General features: G+C 61.5%; 23 protein-coding genes. 14 read left to right on the forward strand and 9 right to left on the reverse strand.

Annotated elements, in window-relative coordinates; translation table 11 throughout:
* Positions 1-26: 26 nt before the first annotated feature.
* Positions 27-2,708, forward strand: a complete 2,682-nt coding sequence (glnE, locus tag CENROD_RS08395; RefSeq protein WP_022774464.1) for a bifunctional [glutamate--ammonia ligase]-adenylyl-L-tyrosine phosphorylase/[glutamate--ammonia-ligase] adenylyltransferase — start codon at positions 27-29, stop codon at positions 2,706-2,708.
* A 205-nt stretch (positions 2,709-2,913) separates the two neighbouring features.
* Here glnE and CENROD_RS08400 read toward each other — a convergent pair whose 3' ends face one another.
* The 7 genes from CENROD_RS08400 to CENROD_RS08430 all read right to left on the reverse strand — a co-directional run bounded on the left by CENROD_RS08400 (position 2,914) and on the right by CENROD_RS08430 (position 9,283).
* A complete protein-coding gene (locus tag CENROD_RS08400) occupies positions 2,914-4,638 on the reverse strand; it encodes an AAA family ATPase (protein ID WP_022774470.1) in 1,725 nt (574 codons plus the stop codon).
* Between the two features lie 183 nt (positions 4,639-4,821).
* Positions 4,822-5,442 carry an OmpA family protein gene (locus CENROD_RS08405; RefSeq protein ID WP_081699855.1) on the reverse strand — a complete coding sequence of 207 codons (621 nt, stop codon included), beginning with the start codon at positions 5,440-5,442 and terminating at the stop codon, positions 4,822-4,824.
* Entirely contained in the window at positions 5,439-5,885 is a 447-nt protein-coding gene (locus tag CENROD_RS08410) for a FecR family protein (protein WP_022774477.1), read from the reverse strand. The genes CENROD_RS08405 and CENROD_RS08410 overlap by 4 nt, the downstream gene beginning before the upstream one ends.
* Positions 5,886-5,967: 82 nt before the next feature.
* Positions 5,968-7,746 (reverse strand): phosphoenolpyruvate--protein phosphotransferase, encoded by a 1,779-nt coding sequence (gene ptsP, locus CENROD_RS08415; protein ID WP_022774480.1) that lies wholly within the window; start codon positions 7,744-7,746, stop codon positions 5,968-5,970.
* Positions 7,743-8,009 carry an HPr family phosphocarrier protein gene (locus CENROD_RS08420; protein WP_022774483.1) on the reverse strand — a complete coding sequence of 89 codons (267 nt, stop codon included), beginning with the start codon at positions 8,007-8,009 and terminating at the stop codon, positions 7,743-7,745. Before CENROD_RS08420 ends, ptsP begins: the two co-directional genes overlap by 4 nt.
* The gene (locus tag CENROD_RS08425; protein ID WP_022774487.1) at positions 8,006-8,497 is read right to left on the reverse strand and encodes a PTS sugar transporter subunit IIA; all 492 of its coding nucleotides are present in this window, start codon (positions 8,495-8,497) and stop codon (positions 8,006-8,008) included. The genes CENROD_RS08420 and CENROD_RS08425 overlap by 4 nt, the downstream gene beginning before the upstream one ends.
* Before the next feature lie 75 nt (positions 8,498-8,572).
* Positions 8,573-9,283 (reverse strand): zf-TFIIB domain-containing protein, encoded by a 711-nt coding sequence (locus CENROD_RS08430; protein ID WP_238551766.1) that lies wholly within the window; start codon positions 9,281-9,283, stop codon positions 8,573-8,575.
* 244 nt (positions 9,284-9,527) lie between these two features.
* Here CENROD_RS08430 and CENROD_RS14360 point away from each other — a divergent pair, with 244 nt between their 5' ends.
* The 3 genes from CENROD_RS14360 to yihA are packed head-to-tail and all read left to right on the forward strand — an operon-like array spanning position 9,528 to position 11,097.
* Positions 9,528-9,995: a phosphatidylglycerophosphatase A family protein gene (locus tag CENROD_RS14360; protein WP_238551852.1), complete on the forward strand. Its 468-nt coding sequence runs from the start codon at positions 9,528-9,530 to the stop codon at positions 9,993-9,995.
* A gap of 50 nt (positions 9,996-10,045) precedes the next feature.
* On the forward strand, positions 10,046-10,468 hold the full coding sequence (locus CENROD_RS14365) for a CinA family protein (protein WP_238551853.1): 423 nt from the start codon (positions 10,046-10,048) through the stop codon (positions 10,466-10,468).
* Positions 10,465-11,097, forward strand: coding sequence for a ribosome biogenesis GTP-binding protein YihA/YsxC (yihA, locus tag CENROD_RS08445; protein WP_022774501.1), 633 nt, complete (start codon positions 10,465-10,467; stop codon positions 11,095-11,097). Before CENROD_RS14365 ends, yihA begins: the two co-directional genes overlap by 4 nt.
* Before the next feature lie 3 nt (positions 11,098-11,100).
* Here yihA and lplT read toward each other — a convergent pair whose 3' ends face one another.
* Positions 11,101-12,366 (reverse strand): lysophospholipid transporter LplT, encoded by a 1,266-nt coding sequence (lplT, locus tag CENROD_RS08450; protein WP_022774504.1) that lies wholly within the window; start codon positions 12,364-12,366, stop codon positions 11,101-11,103.
* A gap of 161 nt (positions 12,367-12,527) precedes the next feature.
* Between lplT and alr the strand changes: the two genes are divergently transcribed.
* The 4 genes from alr to recX all read left to right on the forward strand — a co-directional run bounded on the left by alr (position 12,528) and on the right by recX (position 16,505).
* Positions 12,528-13,631, forward strand: coding sequence for an alanine racemase (gene alr / locus CENROD_RS08455; RefSeq protein WP_022774508.1), 1,104 nt, complete (start codon positions 12,528-12,530; stop codon positions 13,629-13,631).
* A 37-nt stretch (positions 13,632-13,668) separates the two neighbouring features.
* On the forward strand, positions 13,669-14,886 hold the full coding sequence (locus CENROD_RS08460) for an HD-GYP domain-containing protein (RefSeq protein WP_151194606.1): 1,218 nt from the start codon (positions 13,669-13,671) through the stop codon (positions 14,884-14,886).
* Between the two features lie 124 nt (positions 14,887-15,010).
* A complete protein-coding gene (gene recA / locus CENROD_RS08465) occupies positions 15,011-16,048 on the forward strand; it encodes a recombinase RecA (protein ID WP_022774515.1) in 1,038 nt (345 codons plus the stop codon).
* Positions 16,049-16,070: 22 nt separating this feature from the next.
* Complete coding sequence (gene recX, locus CENROD_RS08470) at positions 16,071-16,505, forward strand: recombination regulator RecX (protein WP_022774518.1); 435 nt, start codon at positions 16,071-16,073, stop codon at positions 16,503-16,505.
* A 15-nt stretch (positions 16,506-16,520) separates the two neighbouring features.
* Here recX and mscL read toward each other — a convergent pair whose 3' ends face one another.
* Entirely contained in the window at positions 16,521-16,925 is a 405-nt protein-coding gene (gene mscL / locus CENROD_RS08475) for a large-conductance mechanosensitive channel protein MscL (protein WP_041193440.1), read from the reverse strand.
* 372 nt (positions 16,926-17,297) lie between these two features.
* Here mscL and CENROD_RS14370 point away from each other — a divergent pair, with 372 nt between their 5' ends.
* The 6 genes from CENROD_RS14370 (at position 17,298) to CENROD_RS08500 (ending at position 25,205) form a co-directional block, all read left to right on the forward strand.
* Positions 17,298-17,480, forward strand: coding sequence for a hypothetical protein (locus tag CENROD_RS14370; protein WP_238551767.1), 183 nt, complete (start codon positions 17,298-17,300; stop codon positions 17,478-17,480).
* 238 nt (positions 17,481-17,718) lie between these two features.
* Positions 17,719-18,183: a cache domain-containing protein gene (locus CENROD_RS08480; protein ID WP_022774530.1), complete on the forward strand. Its 465-nt coding sequence runs from the start codon at positions 17,719-17,721 to the stop codon at positions 18,181-18,183.
* A 139-nt stretch (positions 18,184-18,322) separates the two neighbouring features.
* On the forward strand, positions 18,323-18,787 hold the full coding sequence (locus tag CENROD_RS08485; RefSeq protein WP_022774534.1) for a cache domain-containing protein: 465 nt from the start codon (positions 18,323-18,325) through the stop codon (positions 18,785-18,787).
* 181 nt (positions 18,788-18,968) lie between these two features.
* Complete coding sequence (locus tag CENROD_RS08490; protein ID WP_022774537.1) at positions 18,969-20,558, forward strand: methyl-accepting chemotaxis protein; 1,590 nt, start codon at positions 18,969-18,971, stop codon at positions 20,556-20,558.
* A gap of 140 nt (positions 20,559-20,698) precedes the next feature.
* Positions 20,699-22,012 (forward strand): glucose-1-phosphate adenylyltransferase, encoded by a 1,314-nt coding sequence (gene glgC, locus CENROD_RS08495; RefSeq protein WP_022774538.1) that lies wholly within the window; start codon positions 20,699-20,701, stop codon positions 22,010-22,012.
* 262 nt (positions 22,013-22,274) lie between these two features.
* A complete protein-coding gene (locus CENROD_RS08500; protein ID WP_022774540.1) occupies positions 22,275-25,205 on the forward strand; it encodes a chemotaxis protein CheB in 2,931 nt (976 codons plus the stop codon).
* Positions 25,206-25,209: the final 4 nt, after the last annotated feature.

Genomic DNA, 25,209 nt, shown 5'->3' on the forward strand with positions numbered 1-25,209 from the left:
ATTGGTTCCACGTTGCGCGAACGATTATGACCAAGCCCTCCCTGGCAGAGTACTCCCGTTTTGCCCAGCGTGTCTACCGCCGTTATGCCGTCGAGCTGAGTTGGCTCGACCCCGGCGTGCCTACGCTGGAGCACTTGCAGCGCTGCCATGCCCGCTTGCTTGATGCAAGGCTCGATACCGCAGCGGCGCTGCGCGTTTTGCGCCATCTCGTCGTCGAGCGCCTGCTGACGCTGGATTGCACGCGCCAGGCCACCCTGGCCGACGTGACGACGTGCATGACGAATCTGGCCGAATTTGCGCTTGATATCGCCGTGCGCAGTGTGGTCCTGGAACTGGATGAATGCCACGGCGCGCCACGCACCGCCAGCGGCCAGCGTGCGCAGCTCTGGGTCGTGGGGATGGGCAAGCTCGGCGCGTGCGAGCTGAATGTCTCCAGCGACATCGACTTGGTCTACGTGTACGACGAGGATGGCGATACCGATGGAAGCGCCCTGGGCCGTTCCCGTCTGTCGAACCATGAGTACTTTGCGCGAGTGGTTCGCGGTGTCTATGCCCTTGTGGGCGACAGCACCGGGCATGGTTTCGTTTTTCGAGTCGATCTGGCGCTGCGTCCGCATGGGGGCAGCGGCCCGGCGGCGGTGTCTCTCGATGCGCTGGAGGAATACCTGCATGTCCACGGCAGGGAATGGGAGCGCTTTGCCTGGCTCAAGAGCCGCGTCGTCGCGCCCGTTTCTGCGATGGACGATCTGGCCACCCAGCCGTTGCGCAACGTTGTCTCTCCTTTCGTTTTTCGCAAATACCTGGATTACGGGGTGTTTGAAGCGCTGCGTGCGCTCCATCGCGAGATTCGAAGCCATGCCCTGCGCACCAGTGCCGGGCGGCCCGAGCGCGCCGACGACGTGAAGTTAGGGCGCGGGGGGATTCGGGAGATCGAATTCACCGTACAGCTCCTGCAAGTCGTGCGCGGCGGGCAGTACCCCGAATTGCGCTGCCGTGCGACCCTGGGTGCGTTGCCGCGTATCGTTGAAGCCGGGTTGATGCCCGAAGACACCGCACGCAGCCTGGCGGGGGCCTACACCTTTTTGCGCGAGGTCGAGCACCGTATTCAGTACCTCGACGACGCGCAGACACACGCCGTGCCCATTGCCGAACCCGATCGGGAATGGATCGCCGCCACGATGGGAATGGCCAACGCACAGGAACTGCTCGACACGCTTGCCCTGCACCGCAGCCGCGTGGAGCAGGAATTCGACACCTTGCTGGGTGCGAGCCGCGCTGGGCAGCATACGGATGCAGCCGCACTCGACTCCGTCCTGGCCGATTTGCCGCAGCCTTTTGCCGAGCAGATCCGCCAATGGATCGGGCGCCCGAAAGTGCTGGCGCTGCGCGACAAATCCCGCGAGCGGCTGGCTGCGTTGCTGCTGCGCGTGCTGCGATGGATGCGCAGCGGAAAAACCACGCCTGAAGCCATCTTGCGCTTGCTGGACTGGCTGGAATCCGTGCTGCGGCGGGAGAGCTACCTCGTCTTGCTGCGCGAGCGCCCCACCATCCTGGGCCGCCTGCTGCGGCTACTCGGTGCTGCACGGTGGCCTGCCAAATACCTGCAACTCCACCCCGGGGTGATCGATGAGCTGGCCGATGCGGGGCTGCTCGACGAGCGTTTCGATGCGGCCGCCTTCGACGCAGAGCTGGAGCGCCGCCGTGCGTCGTTACGCAATACCGGGGAGGACGACGAGGAATCTCTGCTCAACCTGCTGCGCCGCGCGCACCATGCCGAGGTGTTCCGCACGCTGACCCGCGACGTCGAAGGGCGCTTGCGTGTCGAAGAAGTCGCCGACGACCTCAGCGCCCTGGCCGACGCCGTGCTGTGCATCGTGGCGCGTTGGTGTTGGGAGCGGCTACCCAAGGCGCACCGGCCCCAGCCTGCCTTCGGCATCCTGGCCTACGGCAAACTGGGCGGCAAGGAGCTGGGGTACGGCAGCGACCTTGATCTCGTCTTCGTCTACGAGGACAAGGACAAAGACGAACGCGCCCACGAAGCCTACGCGGCGCTGGTGCGCAAGCTCATCCAGTGGCTGACGGTCAAAACAGGCGAAGGCGATTTGTACGAAATCGACACCGCGCTGCGCCCCAACGGCAACGCGGGCCTGCTGATCACGAGCTTGGAGTCGTATGCCGGGTACCAGCAACAGCGGGGGTCGAACACCGCGTGGACGTGGGAACACCAAGCCATCACCCGGGCGCGTTGTGTGCTGGGGGACGAAGCGATGCGCGAGCGCTTCGACACCGTGCGCCACGCTGTTCTGACCACCCAACGCGATGCCGATGCCCTGCGGGAGGAAGTTCGTGCAATGCGGCGCAAGCTGGCGCAAGCGCACCCCGTACCGCAGGGGATCTTCGACATCAAGCACAGCCCCGGGGGAATGATCGATACGGAATTCGTGACACAGTTCCTCGTACTGTCGCAGTCGCACCAGCACGCGGCGCTGGCGGCCAATGTGGGGAATACCGCCTTGCTCGAACGCGCGGAATCGCTGGGCCTGCTGCCGGAAGGGCTGGGCCGACGTGCCGCCAGCGCCTACCGTGCGCTACGCCAAGCGCAACACCACGCCCGGCTCGACGAAGCCCCGGCCAAGGTGCCTGACACTGCGTTGCGGGAAGAGCGGGAAGCCATCCTCACGCTGTGGTTGACGGTATTTGGGGAGTAAGAACCAATTTCAGTAGGCAGGCGAGCCGAAGCAGTGTGCGTGGCGCCGGAGCGCAGGAACCGGAATGTACTGACAGTACATGAGGATTCCGAGCACCGCCGCCACGTGCAATGCGATGGCGCAGCCCCTACTGGAATAGGTTCTAACGATGTGCAACATTCCTTGCCATAGACAAGCGTCGATGCAGGACTGACGGAAGCCGCGATCAGCGCTGGCATGGGAGCATGGCATGGTTCACCACCTCGACCCTTTCCCCATCCGTCAACATCAGCCAGCAATGCAGCTTGGCCATTGCCGCAATCTCCGGCAATGCACAGTACGCGGCGATTTGCTCCAAGCCCTCTTGCCGCTTGGCCTCCCACCCCAATTCACCATCTTGTTTCTTGGCGTATTTCAATTCGATCAAATGCTGCCCGGCAAGCTCGAAGGGACTTCGTTCCCACAACAACACATCAGGGTAGCGCCGATTCACTTCGGGTTCGCTTTGTAAACGCCATACGGATGTCTGGAACAGCAGCGTGACCAGAATCACCTTCAGATGTTTTTCATCCATGCGAATGCTGTCGCGGTTCGAGAGGTGGCGAAGCACGCGCTCCAACTGGGCACGCAGGGGTTCGAGGTTGTTGGCGCGGTACAAGGCTCGCAAAGCGTCCCGCACTTCCCAGATCGGCAGATCGACGTTATTGCGCCGCTCCAATTCCACAAGGAAATACTGAAAGTACAACTCGCGAATCACATGGTTCGGGATTGCATAGCGCATATCGTTCCCATCTCCCCCGGCAAGAGAAGCAAAGCCCACATACGCCAGCAAGCTAATGAAGTCATCGCGCCCAAAGGTTTTGTCAAGATCAAACCGGCGCTGTTGCTGGGCTATGACTTCGCCTTCCGTCACCAGCGCTTCGAGCACGCGGTAGTTGTCTTCGCGGTCGCCAATAGCAAACAGCGCCATCAGCTTTCCGTAGTCGGAGGCAATGTTTTCGTCCAGCATCCGGTCTGGGTAGGCACAGGCTTTGCAATCAAAGTTATCCGCAAAGTACAACACCATGTCGGAGTTGTAGATGGTGTGGCACCTGCGATGAAAGCGATATCCGTTGTACCAATGGGTTACGTCTTCCATCATCGCTTCGGCATCCAGCTTGCAGCACTCCGCCAAGGGGCGAATCAGCGACAACGTTTCCTCGCGGGTAAAGCCCAGGATGTCGTGGAAATCTTCCTCGAAAGTCAGGTTCTTGGTGATATTGAATCCACTCGTCAAGCTATCGAGCATGATCGCGGTGACACCGGTAATAAAAAACCGGTCAAGGGTTCCTGCCTGCGTTGCGGATTTGATCGTTTCATAAAAACTGCGTACAAACCCACCCTTGCCAACGGCAGAGCGAAAAGAATCCAAGTCTTCCGCAAGCAGGCTATTGGCAAAGTGGTCGTATTCGTCGATCAGAAGTAGGAGCTTGTGGCCGGAGTCCGCGACGCATTGACAGAGCAAGGTGAGCTGTTCCTGTGGGGTGGCCAGGCTACGCAATTCCTCGACATCGGATGCAGGGTAACCATATCGCCGTAAAAAGCGGATTGCAGGCATCGACACCCTGGAAGCAAAACCCTGCCGCACGGTATCGACACTATTGCCGGTTTCGATCCCGCTGAAATCGAGCACCAGTACTTGGTACGCATTTGCCAGCAGAGTAGGGTTCCTGCCTATATGCAGCGTACCGAAAAGCGCATCGAACTCCGGCTTGCGAAGCTGGTCGTAGTAATGCTCCAGCATCGACAAAAACAGGCTTTTGCCAAAGCGGCGCGGGCGCATCAGGACGTGGTAGCTGCCATGCGCTTCGAGCTGGGCGATGTAGTTCGTGCGATCTACGTAAAAATGGCCTTCAGTAATCAACTTGTGGAAATTGCTCAGGCCGTAGGGGAGTTTGGGTAGTATGGTCATCGTAGAACCTTCGATGTGCGTAGGGCCATGGGTATCCCACCGGCGGTGTGGAGATATACCGCTCCATCTGCAGCAACCCGCACGTGTGGGGGCACGTACACCGTCGTCGATCTTGCCGACGGGAAGTAACGGCGCGACAGCGCCAAAGGGTTGCGCCTGCGTTTGGCAGGCGCCAGGGGGGACTCAGCGCACCAGGATTTCCACCCGCCGATTGCGGGGTTCGGCAATGTCGTCGTCGGTGGGGACGAGCGGCGCACGTTCGCCACGGCCAATCGCTTCGATGCGTTCCGCATCAAACCCTTGCGCCAATAGCAGATCGCGGATGGCCTGCGCACGCCGGGCAGACAACCCATCGTTGTCCTCCAGCGAACCCGCGCGGTCGGTGTGGCCGATCACCAAGATCTCGCCGCCTTTGCGGGCACGGGCACGTTCCAGGATCGTTGGCACGGTGGCTTGGGATTGCGCGGTCAGCAGCGTTCCCCCGGTTTCAAAATACAGCAGAAAGCGTTCTTCGACGTCCGGCGCCTCGGCCAGCATGGCTCCATAGCGCTCCATCACCCGCAAGGGGTCAACCTGCACGACCCGTACCTGGCCATCCTTGCGCACTTCGGCGCTCTGGTAGGGCTTGGTCAGCGTCTGCGACCCCGCAGCCGTCTTGACTTCCACCGCTGTGGCTACCCCCTGTGGTTCGGGGAGCAGGATCACCCTCGTCGTCGGAGCACATGCCGACAAGGCCCCTAGCGCCCCCATGAGCGCTCCCATCGACCACCAACGCGATAGGGAAAAACACGATAAGGCCATCATGGCACCTCCACGATGAAGTCTGTACCCCGCACGCCAACGACGGACGTGGGGGTCGCGATTTCGACCTGTTCCGGGTGCAGCTTGCCGATCACCCCCGTTACGACACGCACCACGCCTTGCAGAAGGCTTAGGCCGATGCTTCCTTCCTGGGTCACGGGGTCAAACCGCACCTTGGCCAGATCAAGCGTCGAGTTAGGCCCTACCGTCACCATCATCCCGTCACGCAGGGTGAAGGTGGCGCTGGCGTTGCGTCCGGTAACCACGCGGTCGGCCTCGGCCACGGCAGCGCCCGGAGCTACGGTACGGGGGGTGTTCTGCTGGAGCAGGCGAACGTCCCCTTGTACGGATTTGATCGTCCCCGCGCGCTGCACCTGTGCAGCGCCGCACAGATCGGCATGCAAGAGCAAGACGAGGATCGTAGTTTGCAGGGTTCGATGTCGCATTGGGGTTCCTTTTTCCGTGGGTTGCCGCAGATTCAGGGCATATTCATTCAGGGCCTCCCCACTCAGGGCAGGGCCTGTCCACTCAGGGCGTGCCCATGTCGCGCGCCTGGGGATCGACTTCAGCAACGAGCTGCTGCGCCCAAGGCTGTAGTTTTCTGGCGTCGCACCGGAGGATCTCGAATTTCACCGGCAGGATATGCCCCGGGTGCATCGAAAAGATGCGCAGGCCCATGCCGAGCAGCAGACGGGTCATCGCGGGGTCTCCGGCCATTTCCCCGCAGACGCTCACGGGTTTGCCAGCCTCATTGCACTGCGTGATCGTCGTCGCGATCAGACGCAACACGGCGGGGTGCAGGGGGTCATAGAGGTGCGCTACCGATTCGTCAGAACGGTCGATCGCCAAGGTGTATTGCGTGAGGTCGTTCGTGCCGATCGACAGGAAGTCGAAGTACTGTAGAAACAAGGGCACCGTCAGCGCTGCGGCGGGAATTTCGATCATCGCGCCAATGCGCACTTCACCGTGGGGGATGCCCAGGTTGTTGAGCTGGGCGCGGGCGTGGTCAATCAGCGCAAGGGTGCGGCGAATCTCGCTGGCATGAACCAGCATCGGAATCAGCAACGAGGTAGGCCCATGCGCTGCTGCCCGCAGGATGGCGCGCAGTTGGGTCAGGAACATCGCAGGGTCGGCTAGGCTCCAGCGAATGGCGCGTAGCCCGAGTGCAGGGTTGAGGTGCGCTTCGTCGCGCCAGTTGGCGTCGAGAGGCTTGTCGGCGCCGACATCTACCGTGCGGATCGTGACCGGCAGGCCCTGTGCCCCGTCGATGGCGGTGCGGTAGGCGCGGTACTGTTCCTCTTCGTCCGGCAGCTTGCCCAGGCGACCCATGAAGAGGAACTCGCTGCGGAACAGGCCCACACCCGCAGCACCGGCTTCGACGGCGTGCGCGGCGTCCTGCGGCCCTTCGATGTTGGCCAGCAGTTCGATCTTTTGGCCGTCGAGCGTGACTGCCGGGGTGCGTAGCAGCCGTGCGAGGCGGCTGCGTTCGAGTTCGCCCTTGCGTTGCTTGAATCCGTAGTCCGCGATGATCGATGGCGAAGGGTCGACCATCACGACCCCGGCATCTCCGTCGATGACGACCCAGTCGTCCTGGCGAACGAGCTGGCTGCACAGCCGCAGGCCGACGACTGCCGGAATGTCCAGGCTGCGCGCAACGATCGCCGTGTGCGAATTCTTGCCGCCGACATCGGTGGCAAAGCCGTCAAAGACGCTGTTTTTGAAGTGGAGCAAATCCGTCGGCGAGAGATCGTGCCCGATGAGGATCAGCGGGACATCGACGAATTCATTGAGGGGCAGCTCCTGCCCACCGGCCTTGCGTGCCGTGTGCGTCCACGACGGAACTACCGAAGCAGACATGCCCCGCATCGCACGCAGCACTTTTTCCGTGATTTGTTCGAGGTCAGCCTTGCGCTCACGCAGGTATTCGTCCTCCATGTCATCGAACTGGCGCGCCATGACCTCCAGTTGCGCGGTCAGCGCCCACTCGGCGTTGTAGAAGCGATCCGTGATCCATCGCTTGACGCCATTCCTCAGGTCTTCGTCCTGTAATAGCAGCAGGTGCGCGTCGATCAAGGCATCCAGCTCGTGGGGGGCTTCCTTGGGGTGCATCTGCGCGATGCTGTTTTGCAGACGCTGAATCTCCTCAATGACGGCATCGCGCCCATCGCGAACGCGGGCGATTTCCGCTTCGACCTGGGCAGGTTCGATGAAGTAGTGCGAGACCTCCAGACGCCCGGACGTGACGAGGACGGCACGCCCGATGGCGATGCCACGCGATACCGCCAGCCCGTGGATGGCAAAGGTCACTCGCCTTCCCCGAACTTGTTGGCGATGAGCGCCAGGAGAGCTTCCATGGCATCTTCTTCCTGCTCCCCTATCGTTTCGATTTCCACCTGCGTACCCTGCCCAGCGGCAAGCATGAGCACGCCCATGATGCTCTTGGCGTTGACGCGGCGGTCTCCCCGGGACATCCAGACTTCGCAGCGGTAGCCGCCAGCAAGTTTGGTGAGTTTGGCCGAAGCACGCGCGTGCAGGCCCAGCTTATTGAGGATGGTTGCAGTCGACTTCATCGTGGTGTGGATTCAGAAATAGGGGGATGTGTGGCAAAGGTACTGGAAGAAGTCAGGGATGGCATGTCGGGCGCGTACGCAACGACACCTTGGATGCCCCCAGCGCGGGCGCGTTCGAGCATCGCATCAAGCGGCTCGCCACAGTAGGTCACGGCGCGCAGCAACATAGGCAGATTCGCGCCGCAGAGCAGGCGGGCGGGCCGGGGGGATTCTTCGACGAACTTGCGTGCGACATTGCCGGGGGTCGCGCCCTGCATATCCGTCAGCACGAGGATGCCATCGTATGGGGGGATGCCATCGCATTGGACACGATCGCATTGGGGGCCATCCAAGGCATTGCGCGCCTGGCACAGGGTGTCTTCGACACCGTGGTCGGCATGCACATCCACTGCGATCACCTGCAATCCGGCGTCGGGGAAGACGTGGAGTGCGCAAGTGCGCAGGGCAGAAGCCAATGGGGCGTGCGCAAGGAGAAGGATGGCATTCATGGAAGCGCTCCCGGGCGCGGATAGTCGGGGGATTATGGCTTTGGCGCGTGGCGTGGATGGTGTGGCCGGGGCCGCTCAACGCAATAGATTCCAGACGAGCGTCACCCCAGCACTCCACAGGTCGACTTCCAGTGGATGGGTGCCCCGGTCATTGGAAAAGATGGTGATGCCCATCGAACCCGGGGAGCGTTCTTCGCGCAGCGCTTTCTGGCGGTCGCGTTCGATCATGACGAGGGCATCTGCCACCTCGGTGGGGCGCGGCGGCAAGCCCTGGTGCCGTGCGGCTTGTGCGTAGCCTTGCAGCGCACGCTCCACGGCGTTGGGGTCGAGTAGCGACAGCGCGCTACGGCAGTGCGGGCAGGCGTGCTCCTTGCGGATATCGATGGGCGCGCCACAGCTTGTGCAATGCACGATGGCAACGCGCTGGGCCATGTCGTCGATTTCGAGCTGGGTCATCTGGCGGATGAAGCCCTTTTCGATCATGAATGCGGCAAAGGTGCTGAACCGCCCGTGGCGGTGGTTGCAACGGTGCGTGACATAGCGCCCGCTGCGCACGATGTCGTAGCCTTGGGCCAGTGGCTGGTGGCAGCGTGGGCAAAAAAGACGCTGCGCCAGGGGGTGGTTGGGGTCATTGCGATGCTCGTGGAGCAACCGGAACAGGTCAACGACCGAAGCGGGGGACAGTTGGAGGTTTTCCTGCGGGTCGAACCAGATTCCCCGGCAGGCGTAACACAAATCGATGTCCACAGTCCTCCCATGGATACCCCCAAAGGACTGGGGAGTCATGTCCATCCGGCAAGAAGGGCAGGAAAGAGGGGGAGCCATGGGTAGGGCACTGCTGGGGAGGAAAGATAGTGGGGAACTGTACTAGCGCATGGAAAGCGTTCGCAGAAGCGAATTGGATAATCGCAGCATGAAGGTAGACCCCACCAAAGTGCAAGACATCGCGTACCGGGAGGTAGGCGCGAAAGATCCTGCCGTCGCCCCCACCGCACGGTTCCTGCTGCGCCACCCGGCGCACATCATCGCGATGGGTTTTGGCTCCGGCCTCAGCCCGGTGGCTCCGGGAACGGTAGGCACCCTGTGGGCATGGGCGGCATTTCTATGGTTTCAGCCGTATCTGCACGGCGATGTGGCGTATGCAGCCGTGCTGGGAGTCAGCGTCATGCTGGGTTGGTGGGTATGCACCATCACTGCGCGCAATCTGCGTGTACACGACCCTGCCAGCGTCGTCTGGGACGAAATCGTCGCGTTCTGGTTGATCCTCTGGCTGATCGAGCCGACGACCGGGTGGGAGCAGTTGGCCGCATTCGCCCTGTTCCGGTTTTTCGACGCCGTCAAGCCTGGCCCTGTGGGGTGGGCGGATCGGCTCTATCGCGGCGTGGATACCGTGCGGGATCCTGCCGCGTGGCGCAAGGCCGGGTGGGGAATCATGCTCGACGACCTTGTCGCCGCCTTCTGTACCTTGCTGGTGCTTGCGCTGTGGCGCGCCTGGTGACCCCCGACGCAGTGGGCGACTTGGCCTGCCTACTGCGGGAACGGGGCTGGATGCTGGTCACTGCGGAGAGCTGCACGGGAGGGGGCATTGCCGCAGCATGCACGGACATGCCGGGGTCTAGCGACTGGTTCGACCGGGGGTACGTGACCTATTCCAACCGCGCCAAGATCGAGATGTTGGGGGTGGATCCCGCGTTGATCGAGGAGCACGGCGCCGTCAGCGAGGCCGTGGCCCGTGCGATGGCGCGGGGCGCCCAGGAACGATCCTCCGTGCAGGTGGCTCTGGCAGTCACGGGGGTGGCGGGGCCTGCGGGCGGCACCCCCGCCAAACCTGTGGGAACCGTGTGGTTTGCGTGGGCGGTGGGGGATCGCCTCGTCGCGGAGTGTGGCAGGTTCGAGGGGGATCGCAGTGCGGTACGTGCGGCAGCGGTGCGCCATGCGCTCGCAGCCCTGTTGCCCTGGGTGCGGCCATGACAGCAGGCGCCGACGCAGCAGGCTGGCTGCACACGGCCCGTTTTTTGACGTCTGCCCCGGATCTGCATGTATTGCCCAAGTTGGACATCCCCGAAATCGCGTTCACCGGTCGGTCGAACTCGGGCAAGTCCACCTGCGTCAACATGCTCACGCAGCAGCGGCAACTCGCCTATGCATCCAAGCGCCCCGGGCGTACCCAGCACATCAACCTGTTTGCCTTGGGCAAGGGCGGGCAGACCGACGGTATCCTGGCCGACCTGCCCGGCTATGGCTATGCCGCAGTGCCCCAACAGGACAAGCTGCGCTGGCAGCGAAACATGGTCGGCTACCTGTGCTCGCGCGCCAATCTCGCGGGTGTCGTCTTGCTGTGTGACAGCCGCCGAGGCATTACCGCGCTGGATGCAGAACTTCTCGAAATCCTCCGCCCCCGCGTGGAACGAGGCATGCCGTTCCTTGTCTTGCTGACCAAGGCAGACAAACTGTCCCGCAGCGCACAGCAGAAGGTGCTGTCGATCACCCGACTCCAGGCTGCCGGTGGGGAGGTGCGCCTGTTCTCCGCCCTCCGCCGTCAGGGAGTGGAGGAAGTGTCCGCACTGCTGCGGGGGTGGGCGCAGCCCCTACTGAAATAGGTTCTAAGAATCGTCATTGCGTGCAATGGTCAGCAGGCGCTCGACTTCAGCGTGGGCATGAATGCAGTTGTTGGCGTGCCAGCGGCGGATCCACCACATAAAGCCTGCGACGATGGTTCCGAAGAAAGCAATGGCGCTGAAGGTGGGCAGTCCCAGCCCGGTGGACAGGCTATAGAACGCACCCAGAACGAGGATGCACGCCTGCTCGTTGAAGTTTTGTACTGCGATCGAGCGGCCCGCGCCCATCAGGTTGTGTCCGCGATGTTGCAGCAGCGCATTCATAGGGACGACCATGAACCCGCCCAAGGCGCCCAGCAGAATCAGGAACGGCACGGCGACCCAGACGTTATTGACAAAGATGAGCAGCACGATGAGCACGCCCATTGCGATGCCGACATCGACCACCCCTGGCCCATCTTCGAGACGCATGCGCAGCGAAGCCATCACTGCTCCCGCAGCCATGCCAATGGCCACGACCCCCTGCAGCGTGGAAGCCTGCGTGACCGAGTAGTCCAGCGCGGCGGCGGCCCATGCCAGCACGATGAAGCGCAAATTGCCCGCAACGCCCCAAATCAGCGTCGTTGCGGCCAGCGAAATCTGCCCCAGTTTGTCCCGCCACAAGCGGACGTTGCATACCCAGAAGTCGGACAGCAGCGAGCCGATCGGGGTAGGGACGGGGCACAACGCCACGCCGGTGTTGGGAATTCCCGTATTGAACCAAGTAGCCAGCAGGTACACCCCCACGAGCACGGCGATGGCTGCCAGGGGGGCAGTGTCGAGGCCCGGAATGTCCAGCCTCAGCAGCCACGGCGCGCAGCGTGGCCCTACAAGCTGGCCACCCAGCACCACGCCGAGGATGATCGACCCGATGGTCAGCCCTTCGATCCAGCCATTCGCTTTGACCAGTTGGGAAGCGGGGAGCAGCTCGGTGAGGATGCCGTATTTGGCTGGCGAATACGCTGCGGCGCCCAGACCGACCAAGGCATAGGCCATCAGCGGATGCACATCCAGCAGCATCAGCAGGCACCCGGCGATCTTGATGAAATTGCTCAGGAGCATGACCCTGCCCTTGGGCAGGGAGTCGGCAAAAGCGCCGACGAAGGGCGCGAGCACGACATAGAACAGCGCGAACATCGGTACCAGCGCTGCCTGCTGCCAAGGGGCGGAGCCGTTGGTTCGCAGCAATTGCACGGCAGCGACGAATAGCGCGTTGTCAGCCAACGAGCTACAGAACTGCGCCGCCATGATGGTGTAAAAGCCGCGTCTCATTGCATGAGGATCGTTACTGCCCCGGGGTTCTCACGGCGGGCAACGGGGGGTACGTCGAACGACAATGCAGGGTTATAGCACGGTGGGGCGTGGCTGCCGGGTTCCTTCCGACAGAGGTTCGGGGTTGCGTTTTGCCACTGTCTCGCCCTGGTTCCAACCCTATGCCTCGCCCTATTTCTGCCACCATTCACCATGCCGCGCTGCGACACAACCTGCTACGTTGCCGCAGCGCTGCCCCGGATTCCAAGGTCTGGGCGGTCATCAAAGCCAATGCATACGGTCACGGCATTGAGCGCGTCCATGAGGCTCTGCGCGGTGCGGATGGTTTTGCGTTGCTTGATCTCGATGAAGCACAGCGGGTGCGCGGCCTGGGGTGGCGTGGCCCGATCCTGCTGATCGAGGGGGTGTTCGAACCCCGCGATCTGGAGCTGTGCTGCGAGCTACGCCTGTGGCATACCATCCACTGCCATGCGCAGATCGACATGCTCGCAGCCCACAAGACCCGCACTGCGCACCATGTCTTCCTCAAAATGAACTCGGGGATGAATCGTTTGGGCTTTCCCGCAAACCAGTTCCGCGCTGCATGGGCGCGGCTCCATGCTCTGACCCAAGTGGGGGAGATCTCGCTGATGACGCATTTCAGCGACGCCGACGTTCCCGGCGGCACGCAACGCCAGCGCAGCACTTTTGATGTCGCTGCCTGCGATCTGCCCGGAGAGCGTAGCCTGGACAACAGCGCAGCCATGCTGGCCGGTGATCTCGCTCCTTCCTGCGAATGGGTGCGTCCGGGCATTCTGCTGTACGGCAGCGCGCCGGATTACCCTGCGCACACCATCGCAGACCACGCACTGCTGCCGACGATGACCCTGGCTTCCCGCGTGATCGCCGTGCAAGACTTGGTTGCCGGGGATACCGTAGGCTATGGATCGACCTTCGTCGCGCAAGCACCGATGCGGATCGGCATCGTCGCGTGTGGCTATGCGGACGGATACCCGCGACATGCTCCCACAGATACCCCTGTCCTCGTCGGTGGACACCGTACCCGGCTGCTGGGGCGGGTGAGCATGGACATGCTTGCAGTCGACCTCACCGCACTGCGTGAAGAAGGTCATGATGCCGGAATGGGCAGCGAGGTGGTGCTATGGGGCTGTGCGAGCAACGGGGCGATCCTGGGCATCGACGAGGTCGCCCATGCAGCGGGAACGGTCGGGTACGAGCTGATGTGCGCCCTGTCCTTGCGGGTTCCGGTTCGGGTGGATGCATGAAGTCGGTCCGTGCAGCAGGGGGGCATGTGTCATGTCGATGAAATACCACCCAATTCCGTTGGGACGGATCCAGTTGGGACGCCCCTTGCCCATCGATATCTGGAGCCCCGACGGCAGGCTGCTGCTGCGCCGTGGGCAGACGTTGCGGTCGGAGTCGCACCGCGAAATGCTCGCCCAACACCAGGCCGGGATGACCCAAAGCGATGCCATGGCATGGCAGAAAAGCCTGGAGCGCACGATGCGTGCGCTGCGCACCGAGGGCGTTGATCTGGCGACGCTGGCCATGCTGCCGATGCCTGCGGAGATCCTCGACAGCGACTACTGTGAGGGCATGCATGTGGACGGCGGCTGGCTCGATGTGCAGGACGTGCTGCGTGGCCTGCTCTACCAGGGGCACCACGCCGTGATGCCCGCAATGCGCCTCACAGGCATCGAGCAGAAGGTGCTGGCCCTGCTGCGGGAAGACCCCGACGAGGCATTGTTTATCCTCTTCCAGGCTCTTCCCGATCTGTCTCTGGGCTACTGCGCGACGCACGCACTGCTGTGCGCAGTGGTCGGCGCGCTGACTGCGGAAAAACTGGCCCAGAACGAAGACCAATCCGCGCTGTTGCTGCGTTCTGCGCTGGTGATGAACATCGGGATGGCGCAGCCGCAGGACAAACTGGCCCGGCAGCGCACCCCGCCCAACCCTGCGCAGCGCACGCTGATTGCCACCCACGCGCCAACGGGGGTCGAGATCCTCCGGGACTTTGGCATTTGCGACGACATCCTGCTGGAGTTCGTGCAGTGGCACCACGCGCCGCAGGATGCGCCCATCGACCCCGCTTATGCCTCTGCGCTGCACGTGCTGCACCTTGCCGATGCGCAAATCGCCAAGATGGCGCCGAGGGCTTCGCGCCCGGCCATGTCTTCGCTACATGCCGTCAAGTCGCTCGTCCTGCAGGATGAAGGCTCCATCGGCGATGCCCACCGTGCGATGGCTGCTGTCTTGGGTTTTTACCCGCCAGGCAGCTACGTGCAGCTCGTCAATGGGGAAGTGGCCGTCGTCGTCAAGCGCGGGCTGCGCGCCAATGCGCCCCACGTTGCCAGCATCCTTGGCGTCGGCGGAATGCCGTTGGCCAAGTATGTCTACCATGACACGGCGGAGATGCACACTCCCCAATACGCAGTGCGATCGAGCGTGCCAGCCAGCGCCGTGCATGTCCGTGTGCATCTCGAAAGAATTCGCCGTCTGCGCGTCCAGCACGGCATTTGAGTCAGCGCAGGCGCCTGGGTGGCGAAGTTTGCGTGGCTATCATCGACCGATTCGGCCGTCCGCGCCGCCCTTGCGCCGCACCTCCCTGCTGCTCCATAACGCACCTTATCACGCACCTTTCATCATGGAAACACCCTCCAAACCGTCTATTCAAGCGGAAAAAGCCCGCGCCCTGCAAGTCGCTTTGGCGCAAATCGAAAAGCAGTTTGGGAAGGGAACGATCATGCGCCTCGGGGAAGGCGAGGTGATTGAGGACATCCAAGTGGTGTCTACCGGATCGCTGGGCCTCGATGCCGCGCTCGGTGTCGGGGGGCTGCCTCGCGGGAGGGTGGTGGAAATCTATGGCCCGGAGTCTTCCGGCAAGACCACGCTGACCTTGCAAGTCATCGCCGAGATGCAGAAGGTCGGTGGCCAGTGCGCTTTCGTCGATGCAGAACACGCGCTGGACATCCAGTACGCCCAGAACCTGGGCGTAGATCTGCGTAGCCTGCTGATCAGCCAGCCCGATACGGGGGAACAGGCGCTGGAAATCGTCGACAGCCTCGTGCGTTCGGGCGCGGTCGATCTCATCGTCATCGACTCCGTCGCCGCGCTCACGCCGAAGGCCGAACTGGAAGGTGACATGGGGGACAACCTGCCCGGGTTGCAGGCGCGGCTGATGAGCCAGGCGCTGCGCAAACTGACTGCGCATATCAAAAAAACCAATTGCATGGTCATCTTCATCAACCAGATCCGGATGAAGATCGGCGTGCTTTTCGGTTCCCCGGAGACGACGACGGGTGGCAATGCGCTCAAGTTTTACGCCTCGGTGCGGCTTGACATTCGCCGCATCGGGACGATCAAGAAGGGGGAAGAGTCGATCGGCAGCGAGACCAAGGTCAAGGTCGTCAAGAACAAGGTCGCACCCCCGTTCAAAACCGCCGAATTTGACATCCTCTTTGGCAAGGGGATCAGCCGGGAAGGCGAAATCATCGATATGGGCGTCAACGCTGGCGTGCTGGAAAAGTCCGGTTCCTGGTACGCCTACCAGGGCGAAAAGATCGGACAAGGTCGCGACAACGCCCGCGAGTTCCTGCGAGAAAACTCCACGCTGGCGCGCGAAATCGAAAACAAGGTGCGCGCAGGCTTGGGTGTGCCCCTGTTGGGCGATAGCGCGCAGTAGCCTGCCCGCAGCATCTCATGCCATGCCCACGCCCACTTTGCGCGCACGGGCCTTGGGGTTGTTGGCTCGGCGTGAATACGCACGTAGCGAGTTGCAGCGCAAACTGGCTCCCGGTGCGAGGGGCGCCGATGACCTCGACGCACTGCTTGACGATCTGGAGCGCCAAGGTTGGTTGAGTGAGGAACGGGTCATGGAATCGCTACTCCGCCGTCGTGCGCCCCGGCACGGCGTGTTGCGATTGCGGGAGGAATTGCGTGACAAGGGCATTTCCGCGCCACAGATCGACGCGGCATTGGAGACACTGCACGCTACGGAATACGACCGGGCGCTGGCGGTGTGGCAGCGCAAATTTGGCGAACCCGCCACCACGCCCCAAGAGACTGCCAGGCAGGCCCGATTCCTTGCGGCGCGTGGTTTTGCCAGCGAAGTAGTCGCCCGGATCGTCCGGGGCCGGTAGCGGGGTGTAGTCGGTTCAGCGTCCTGGCCGGAGCAGGTCGCGAATCTCGGTGAGCAGCAGCTCTTCCTTGGACGGAGCAGGTGGTGCGGCTGGCGCGGCTTCCTCTTTTCGCTGGAGGGAGTTGATTCCGCGCACGGCCAGGAAAATCACCCAGGCGATGATCAAGAAATCCACGACAGTCTGGAGGAATTTGCCGTAGGCGATGACGACGGCAGGGGCCGTCCCGGCGGCTTCCTTGAGCGTGATGACCAAGTCGGAAAAATTCACCCCGCCAAGCAGCATGCCAATGGGTGGCATGACCACATCGGCCACCAGGGAAGAAACAATCTTCCCGAACGCTGCCCCGACGATCACGCCAACGGCCATATCAACCACGTTGCCGCGCACGGCAAAATCCCGGAATTCCTTGATCATGCTCATACTTGCTTGCTCCTTGCAAAGAATGGAAAAAAGGGAATGACGAAGCATTGTGCCCTCCTGAATCAGGCCGTGGAATTACGCTGAATCCCATCATGTGTCGCGATGCAGCGGAACATGCAGCGGAGAACATTTCTTCTGCGTAGGACGTACGCAAAACCGCCATGGCGTTGTGGTACCGCCTCGCCGTACCATCGTGTACCAACTTGGTTGGTACGCTGAGCCGGGACAATTTTGCGCATGTCCTATTGCTTTGGCCTCTGTCTACAATGGCTGGAAATACCTTGACCCAGCAACTGTCCAGAACCGACTTACAGTACTGGGCACGGCTTACCGCCTTGCCGGGTAGGGTTTCCAACCGGTGTTAGTTTTTCCATGAATCTGTCCAGGCTGTTCCAGCGCCCCCACTACCAATCAGACATTGCTCAATTTCTGGAGCATTGGGCTGCGGGGCGGGGGCGGCCTGCGGCACCCTCCCGGCAGCGCAGGCAAGGTGGCGGTGTTTCGACGATTGGCGGTCGTCCTGCTCCACCTGCCCAAGCACGCTCTGTGGCCTAGAACTTATTTCCTTAGAGCCTATTTCAGTAGGCAGGCGAGCCGAAGCAGTGTGCGTGGCGCCGGAGCTGTCGAGCTGATTCGGGCTGGCTTCAGGCGGGGTCGGCATGCAGCCAGGGCTGCGAAAACTCGATACGTTGACAGGCTGGCGGTAGAAGGTTTCCATCGTGTTCGTGTAGTCCGTGTTTCGCACGGGTTTGTGTCTGGCCCGTATTGGGTATTTTGTTGAAGGAGTTGCACCATGAAACGTCTGTTCCCTCGCTTTCTCGTCGTGTGCGTGGCAGCATGGTTTGCCACGGGGCTATCTTGGGCCTCCGGGCACGGAACCCCCGCGCAAGCCGAGGCACTTGCCCATCGAGCCGTCGCATACATCAAGGCCAATGGCGTACAGAAGGCTGCCCAGGAATTCACCAAAGGGACAAGCTTCAAGGAAGGGGATCTGTACATTGCCTTCACCGATCTACAGGGCAATGTGTTTGGGCACGGCGGCAACCCCAAGCTCGTGGGCAAAAACCTTGTCGGGCTCAAGGATCCCGATGGCAAGCCTTTCTTCCAGATGTTGCTGGATCTGGCCAAAAACCAGGGTAAGGGGTGGTCGCAGGAATACAAGTTCCTCAACCCTGTGACCAAGAAGATCGAGAACAAAGCCATGTATGTCGAGCGTATCGACGACCACTGGGTCGGGGTTGGTGTCTACAAGGAGTGAGACGCCGTCCGAATAGATGGAAAGAACGACCGCAGGTTGCACATTGCTCCTGAACGTGATTTCCTTCCGTTGATCCCCTGTGTCCGGAATTCGCCGGGTGCAGGGTTTTTTTTTGTCCTGATGTATTCAAGGAGATGACATGCAAGCTTTGCATCGTGTACGGGCTATCGTTTTCGGGATTCTTGTGGGCGTCTCGCTGTGTGCCGTAGCCGCAGAGCGCGGAACGGTTGCAGAGGCCGAAGCCATGGCCAAGAAAGCCGCTGCTTATGTGAAAGCCCATGGGGTGGACAAGGCTGCTGAGGAATTCACCACTGGCACCGCGTTCAAGGATCGTGACCTGTACGTGGCGTTCGCAGAGTTGGACGGGGTGATGGTCGGCCACGGCGGCAATCCGAAGCTCGTCGGCAAGAACCTCGTTGGGCTTAAGGATCCAGCCGGGCAATTGTTTTACGACAAGCTCCTTGTACTGGCCAAGACAAAAGGCAAAGGCTGGTCGGAGCCGTACAAATTCCTCAACCCTGCCACCAAAAAGATCGAAGACAAGATGATCTATGTCGAGCGCGTGGGCGACCACTGGGTGGGCGTGGGTATCTACAAAGGCTGAGCTGTTGAGTGGGTTGGCCCTGCACCGATGCAGGGCCTGGCTTTTGTCGCAGCGACGGAAGTCGCGATCCGTGCGTAGGCCGCAGCGCCAGTATTGGGCTGCGGTACGTTCTAGGTGCTAGGGCAGCCCTTTGCGGAACCGTGGGCTGGTGGACTATCGACTAACAGACGAATAGGCAAATATGAAAATCGGTGTTCGATTGGGATTGGGTTTCGGGCTGATCCTCCTGGTTGCGGGGATCCTGGTGACGGGGGCGCTGGTCAGCAACCAGGCAGGGCATGCTTCCTTGCTCGAAGCGATGCAAAAAACTTCTGAACAGCAAAACTTGGCGCATGAGATGAACCAAGCATTGCTGCAAAGTGCCGTGGCCGTGCGCAATATGGGGTTGCAAACCCAGGTGGCCAACGTCCAACGCGACCAAGCCGAGGCCGATCGGCTGCGCAAGTTGTACCTGCAAGCCAAGAGCAAGCTCGAAGCCCTTGGGATCGGCGACAAGGAGCGTGAGGTCTTTGCGCGCATGGATGACATCGACCGCAAAATGGAGGCCCACTTCCGCGAAGCAGTGGACTTTGCCTCCCAGTTCGCAGCCGAACAGGCAGCCGCAGTCATTACCGAAAAAATCGATCCCTTGCTCCAGCAGGCCATGTCGGAGTTGTGCAACTACGTTACCTTGCAGAAGGAGCATGCGAACGATGTGGCTATAGCCGCCGAACAGCTCGACAAGAACACGCGGCGAACCGTGCTTGTCATCGCCTTGGTAGGGGTGCTGGTGTTGGGGCTGTCCACCATGTTGGCTTGGCGATTGACTCGTAGCATCACTGCGCCCTTGCAGCATGCGCTCGACGCGACGGCACGGATTGCCCAGGGCGATCTGTCCTGCGCCATCGAAGGCGCAGATCGTGGCGGGCAGGATGAAGCGGCAGCCTTGCTGGCCGGTTTGCAGCAAATGCGCGATGGGTTATCCGGCCTCGTGGCCAGTGTGCGCGCTAGCGCGCAGAACATCGCGACGGGTGCCAGCCAGATCGCTGCGGGCAGCGCCGACCTGTCCAGCCGCACCGAGGCCCAGGCCAGCAGCATCGAAGAAACGGCTTCGGCCATGGAGCAGCTCCACAGCGCAGTCCAAAGCAACGCCGACACCGCCAAGCAAGTCAACCAGATGGCTAGTACCGCCAGCGGCGCCGCCGTGGAAGGCGGGAACGTGATGAGGCAGGTGGTCGTGACGATGCAGGAGATCACCTCGGCGTCGCACAAGATCGCTGACATCATCCAGGTTATCGACGGCATTGCTTTCCAAACCAACATCCTCGCGCTCAACGCTGCTGTGGAAGCTGCGCGCGCCGGGGAGCAGGGCCGAGGATTTGCCGTCGTCGCCACCGAGGTGCGCAGTCTGGCGGGGCGTTCTGCGCAGGCAGCCAAGGAGATCAAGAGCCTCATTGGCATCAGCGTCGAGAAGGTCGAAGCCGGTACCCATCTCGTCAATCAGGCCGGGGACTCGATCCAGGACATCGTCACGCAGGTGCAGAAACTCGCCGGTCTGATCGCAGACATCAGCACCGGCGCGCAGGAGCAGACTAGCGGCATTGCGCAGGTCAACCAAGCCATCACCCAGCTTGACGGAGCCACCCAGCAGAATGCAGCCTTGGCCGAGGAGTCCGCCGCCGCTGCGGACAATCTTCGCAAGCAGGCCGGGAGCATGGTCCAGGTCGTCGGCACTTTCAAACTCCCAGATGCCGGGGTTCTATCCCATACCGCTCTGGCGTATTCGGGCTGAGCGCAGAGTGGGGAAGCGGGGGTAGTGCTGTGCTTGCGCCCATAGAATGGGATGCACGGGGTTTTTAACGGCATGACATAGCGTCCAAGGCCGTTTTCCTGTTTTCCCAATCTCCTGACGCACCTACTGACACACGCACCATGTCCCTCGATTCCGGTTTCCAGTCCACAGCAGCCCCGGATCGCCGCAACGCCCGGTTCATCAGCCAGCTTACCCACAATACTTTTGCGATGGTGCTGGCTGGCGGTCGGGGCAGTCGTCTGCATCAGCTCACCGATTGGCGCTCCAAGCCCGCAGTGCCTTTCGGGGGCAAGTTCCGGATCATCGACTTCACCCTCTCCAACTGCGTCAATTCCGGGGTACGCCGCATCGGCGTGGCCACGCAGTACAAGTCGCAGAGCCTCATCCGGCATTTGCAGCTCGGGTGGAGTTTTCTGGACGGTCGCCTGGGCGAGTTCGTCGAGATCATGCCGGCGCAGCAGCAGGTCGATGAAGACCAGTGGTACCAGGGCACGGCCGATGCCGTGTACCAGAACCTACGCGAAATCCGTCACGCCAACCCGAAGTACGTGCTGATCCTCTCCGGGGATCATATCTACCGGATGGACTATGGGCGCTTGCTTGCCGCGCACGTCGAGCGCAGTGCCGATATGACCGTCGCATGCATTGAGGTTCCGATCAAGTCTGCGCAGGAATTCGGGGTCATGTCCGTTGCCGAAGAGGGGCGCATCGTCGCGTTCCAGGAGAAGCCCAAGGAACCCCAACACATGCCGGGGCATCCAGATCGGGCGCTGGCGAGCATGGGAATCTATGTTTTTAATGCGGCCTTCCTTTTCGAGCAGCTTCGCCGCGACGCAGACGACCCCAAGTCCAGCCATGATTTCGGCAAGGACGTCATTCCCCATTGCGTCAAACGCTACCGCACCTTTGCCCAGAACTTTGCCAACAGTTGCGTGCAGGAGCCTGGCAAACCCCCCTACTGGCGCGATGTTGGAACGCTTGACGCCTATTGGGAAGCCAACATGGACTTGGTGCAAGTCACCCCCCAACTCAGCCTGTACGACGACAGTTGGCCGATTTGGACTTGGCCGCAGCAGAACCCCCCCGCGAAATTCGTCTTTGACGACGACGCCCGGCGCGGTATGGCGGTCGATTCCGTCATCTCCGACGGCTGCATCGTCAGTGGTTCGATGGTGCGTAGGTCGATGCTGTTTTCCGGGGTGCGGGTGCATAGCTATTCGGTGATCGAAGACTCGATCATCCTGCCTAGCGTCCAGGTCGGCAACCATTGCATCCTGCGCAAGTGCATCATTGATCGGGATTGCGTCCTGCCCCACAACACGCGCATCGGCGTCGATCCCGTTGCCGATGGCAAGCGCTTTCACGTCACCGATTCCGGTGTGACACTGGTAACCCGCTCCATGCTGGGGCAAGATGTGGACGGTATGCGCTGAACTATGGCATCCGGGTCATCCTGAGCGAGGATTCCAAGGCGCCATAAAGATGCCCATAAAGGGCCTATATAGGCGCCCATATTTCCACCGGTTTTCCACCTGTTTGCTTGCGCTTTGTAGCCAGTTTTTCGGTTTGTTGCCGGTTCCGCAGTGCGGTTTTGGGCACGAATTGCAGCCTGTTTTGCGTTATAGGGTTGATCGATAATGCCTTGGCACATCGTGGCCGGGGTCGTTGCACGTTCGATTTGGAGTAGAGGTCTGTATGTCGTCTGTAGAAGTTGTTGCCCCTTCCCCCTCTTCGGAGCGTAGCAGCAGCGTGTCGCACGTCGTTGCTATCGGCGCATCGGCTGGTGGCCTGGAAGCGCTGGAGAAGCTGTTCGACGGCCTGTCCTGTGACTCGGGGGCGACTTTCGTCGTCATCCAGCATCTATCCCCTGACCACAAGAGCATGATGGCCAATCTGCTCTCCCGCCACACGCGCATGCCCGTGGTGATGGTCGAGCAAGACATGCCGATCGAACCTGACCGGGTGTATCTGATTCCGCCGGGGTCGATCATGCACATGGGCGATGGCATCCTGAGCCTGACTCCCAAAAACCCTCGTACGCTGACTTTGCCCATCGACGTGTTCTTCAAGTCGATGGCTGCGCACTACGGCCCGCGCTCGGTGGGCGTGGTGTTGTCGGGCACCGGTTCCGACGGAACCCGGGGCGCTGCATCGATCAACGACGCTGGGGGGTTCCTGATCGCGCAGGATCCGGACAACGCCAAATTCGACGGTATGCCGCGCAGCGTCATTGCGACTGGCCTCGTCGACGCCATCCTGCCGGTCGAACAGATCGGCTCCCGCCTGATCGCGCACATCACCAACCAGCCCATCGTCAAGGCTGCCGTCGCGCTCGAAGAACCCGCCGTGCGCGTGCTCGCGCTGACGCCGGAAGCTGCCATGAATGGCATCCTGCGCCTGCTTTTGCAGGTGGGTGGCATCGACTTCCAGGAATACAAGACCGGAACCGTTATGCGGCGCATTGAGCGCAGGATGAACGTCCGCCAGGTGACGTCGCTCGAAGCCTATCTGGACATGCTCAACGACGACCGCAACGAGGTTCTCGCGCTGCGGCGGGAATTGCTCATCCCGGTCACGAGCTTCTTCCGGGATACCGAAGCCTTCGACATTCTGGGCAGACAGATCATCGAGCCGATGGTTGCCCGCAAGCAGGCCGGGGATTCGATCCGCGTCTGGGCGGCGGCGGTCTCCACTGGTGAGGAAGCCTACTCCATCGCGATGATGTTCCTGGAGGCTTTCGACCAGCTCAAACGTTGGCCTTCGCTCAAGATCTTTGCGACCGACGTCGAACAGCAGAACATCGAAACCGCTGGTGCTGGTACCTATCCGGAATCGATCGCTGCGGAAGTCTCTCCGCAACAGTTGGAACGCTTCTTCATCAAAAAAGGCAATAACTTCGTCGTCAAAAACGAGTTGCGCCAGTGCATCGTCTTTGCCCGGCATAACCTGTTGACAGATCCGCCGTTCACGCGGATGGATCTCGTCGTCTGCCGCAATGCCTTGATCTACTTCCGCAGCCAGGCGCAGGAGCGCGCGCTCAAGCGCTTGCAATATGCGCTGCTGCCAGGGGCATATCTGTTCCTGGGTTCGAGCGAATCGCTGGCCGAGATGCAGAAGGACTTCACGCCGGTCAGCGCCAAGCACAAGATCTGGCAAATGATCCGCCCGCTGAGCCTGCCGCTGGACATGGCCAAGGGAACGGGCTACGGCTACTCCGGCAGCACGCCGCTGATGACGGGCCAGTCCAACCGTTCGAACCGGATCAAGTCCAGCGCGGTGGATCAGGGCTTCGCCGCACTGCTCAAGGCCTTCGGGCCGCCTGCTGCCATCCTGGTCAACAGCCGCCACGAGCTTGTCCATTCCTACGGTGACGTACACAAGTTTCTACAACTTCGTGAAGGACACGCCAGCCTCGAACTCAACCGTATCCTCCCTGATTCCCTCGTGCCGATCGCTGTGGCCCTGCTGTTCAAGGCGGGCCGCGAAGGTGCCAGCGTCAGCTCGGATCGCCTCAAGATGATGACGCGCGAGGGCGAAGTCGAACATCTGCGCATGAGTGCGTGGCCTGTCGAAGAGTTCGAAGGCGAGCGTCTGACCTTGCTGGCTTTCGAGCAGTTGCATGCGCCCAACCCTGCCGAGTTGGCCACGACGATCGACGTCGATTCCGAGACCGCCGAGCGCATGGAGGTGCTGGAACGCGAACTGACCGCCACGCGCGAAAGCCTGCAAGCCACCGTCGAAGAACTCGAAACCTCGAACGAGGAACTGCAATCGACCAACGAAGAGCTGATGTCCTCCAATGAGGAACTCCAAAGCTCCAACGAGGAATTGCAGTCGGTCAATGAGGAACTCAACACCGTCAACGCCGAGTACCAAGAGAAGATCGACATCCTCAACCGGCTCAATGCCGATCTCGACAACATGGCGCAAGCCGTTGCCGCCGGGGCAGTGTTCGTCGATGACAACCTGCTGCTGACGCGCTTCAGCCCGGACGCTACGCACATCTTCAAGTTGCGAGAGACGGATCTGGGTCGTCCGCTGGACGACTTGGCGCATACCCTCATCTACCCGGACCTCATCGCCGACCTGACACGCACGCTCAAAGAGGGAACGCGCGTCGAAAAAGAAATCCGGGGCATAGCCGGGTTGCACTATTTCGTTCGCATGCTGCCGTACAGCGTGCCCTCGTCCCCGTCGAAGGGGGCAGTCATCACGTTCATGGACGTCACTGCGCTCCATGAAGTGTCCCGCTTGCAAAACATCATCGACTCGCTCCCGGCCGGTGTGGTGGTGCTCAACAACCACGGGATCATCACCTCGGTGAATAGCGCTTGGCATGGCATTGCCGCCAGCCATGGCGACCCCGAATTGGGGTATTTCGGCTTGGGCATCGATTACCTATCCGTGTGCGAGCGGCTGCTCGGTTCGTCGGACACGTTGCTGGCGAACGCGGAGCGTGGTGTGCGGGACGTGCTGTCCGGCGCAGAGTCGCATTTCTCCGTGGAATACCCTGCGGATTTGTCATCGGGTCAGCGTTGGTTTCTCATGCATGTATCCACTGTTGCCGGGGAGCAGCCCGGTGCAGTAGTGAGCCATCTCGACATTACTGACTGGCGCAAGACTTGAGCGT

Origin of the sequence: Candidatus Symbiobacter mobilis CR (assembly GCF_000477435.1) — a bacterium.
Taxonomy (GTDB): domain Bacteria; phylum Pseudomonadota; class Gammaproteobacteria; order Burkholderiales; family Burkholderiaceae_C; genus Rhodoferax; species Rhodoferax mobilis.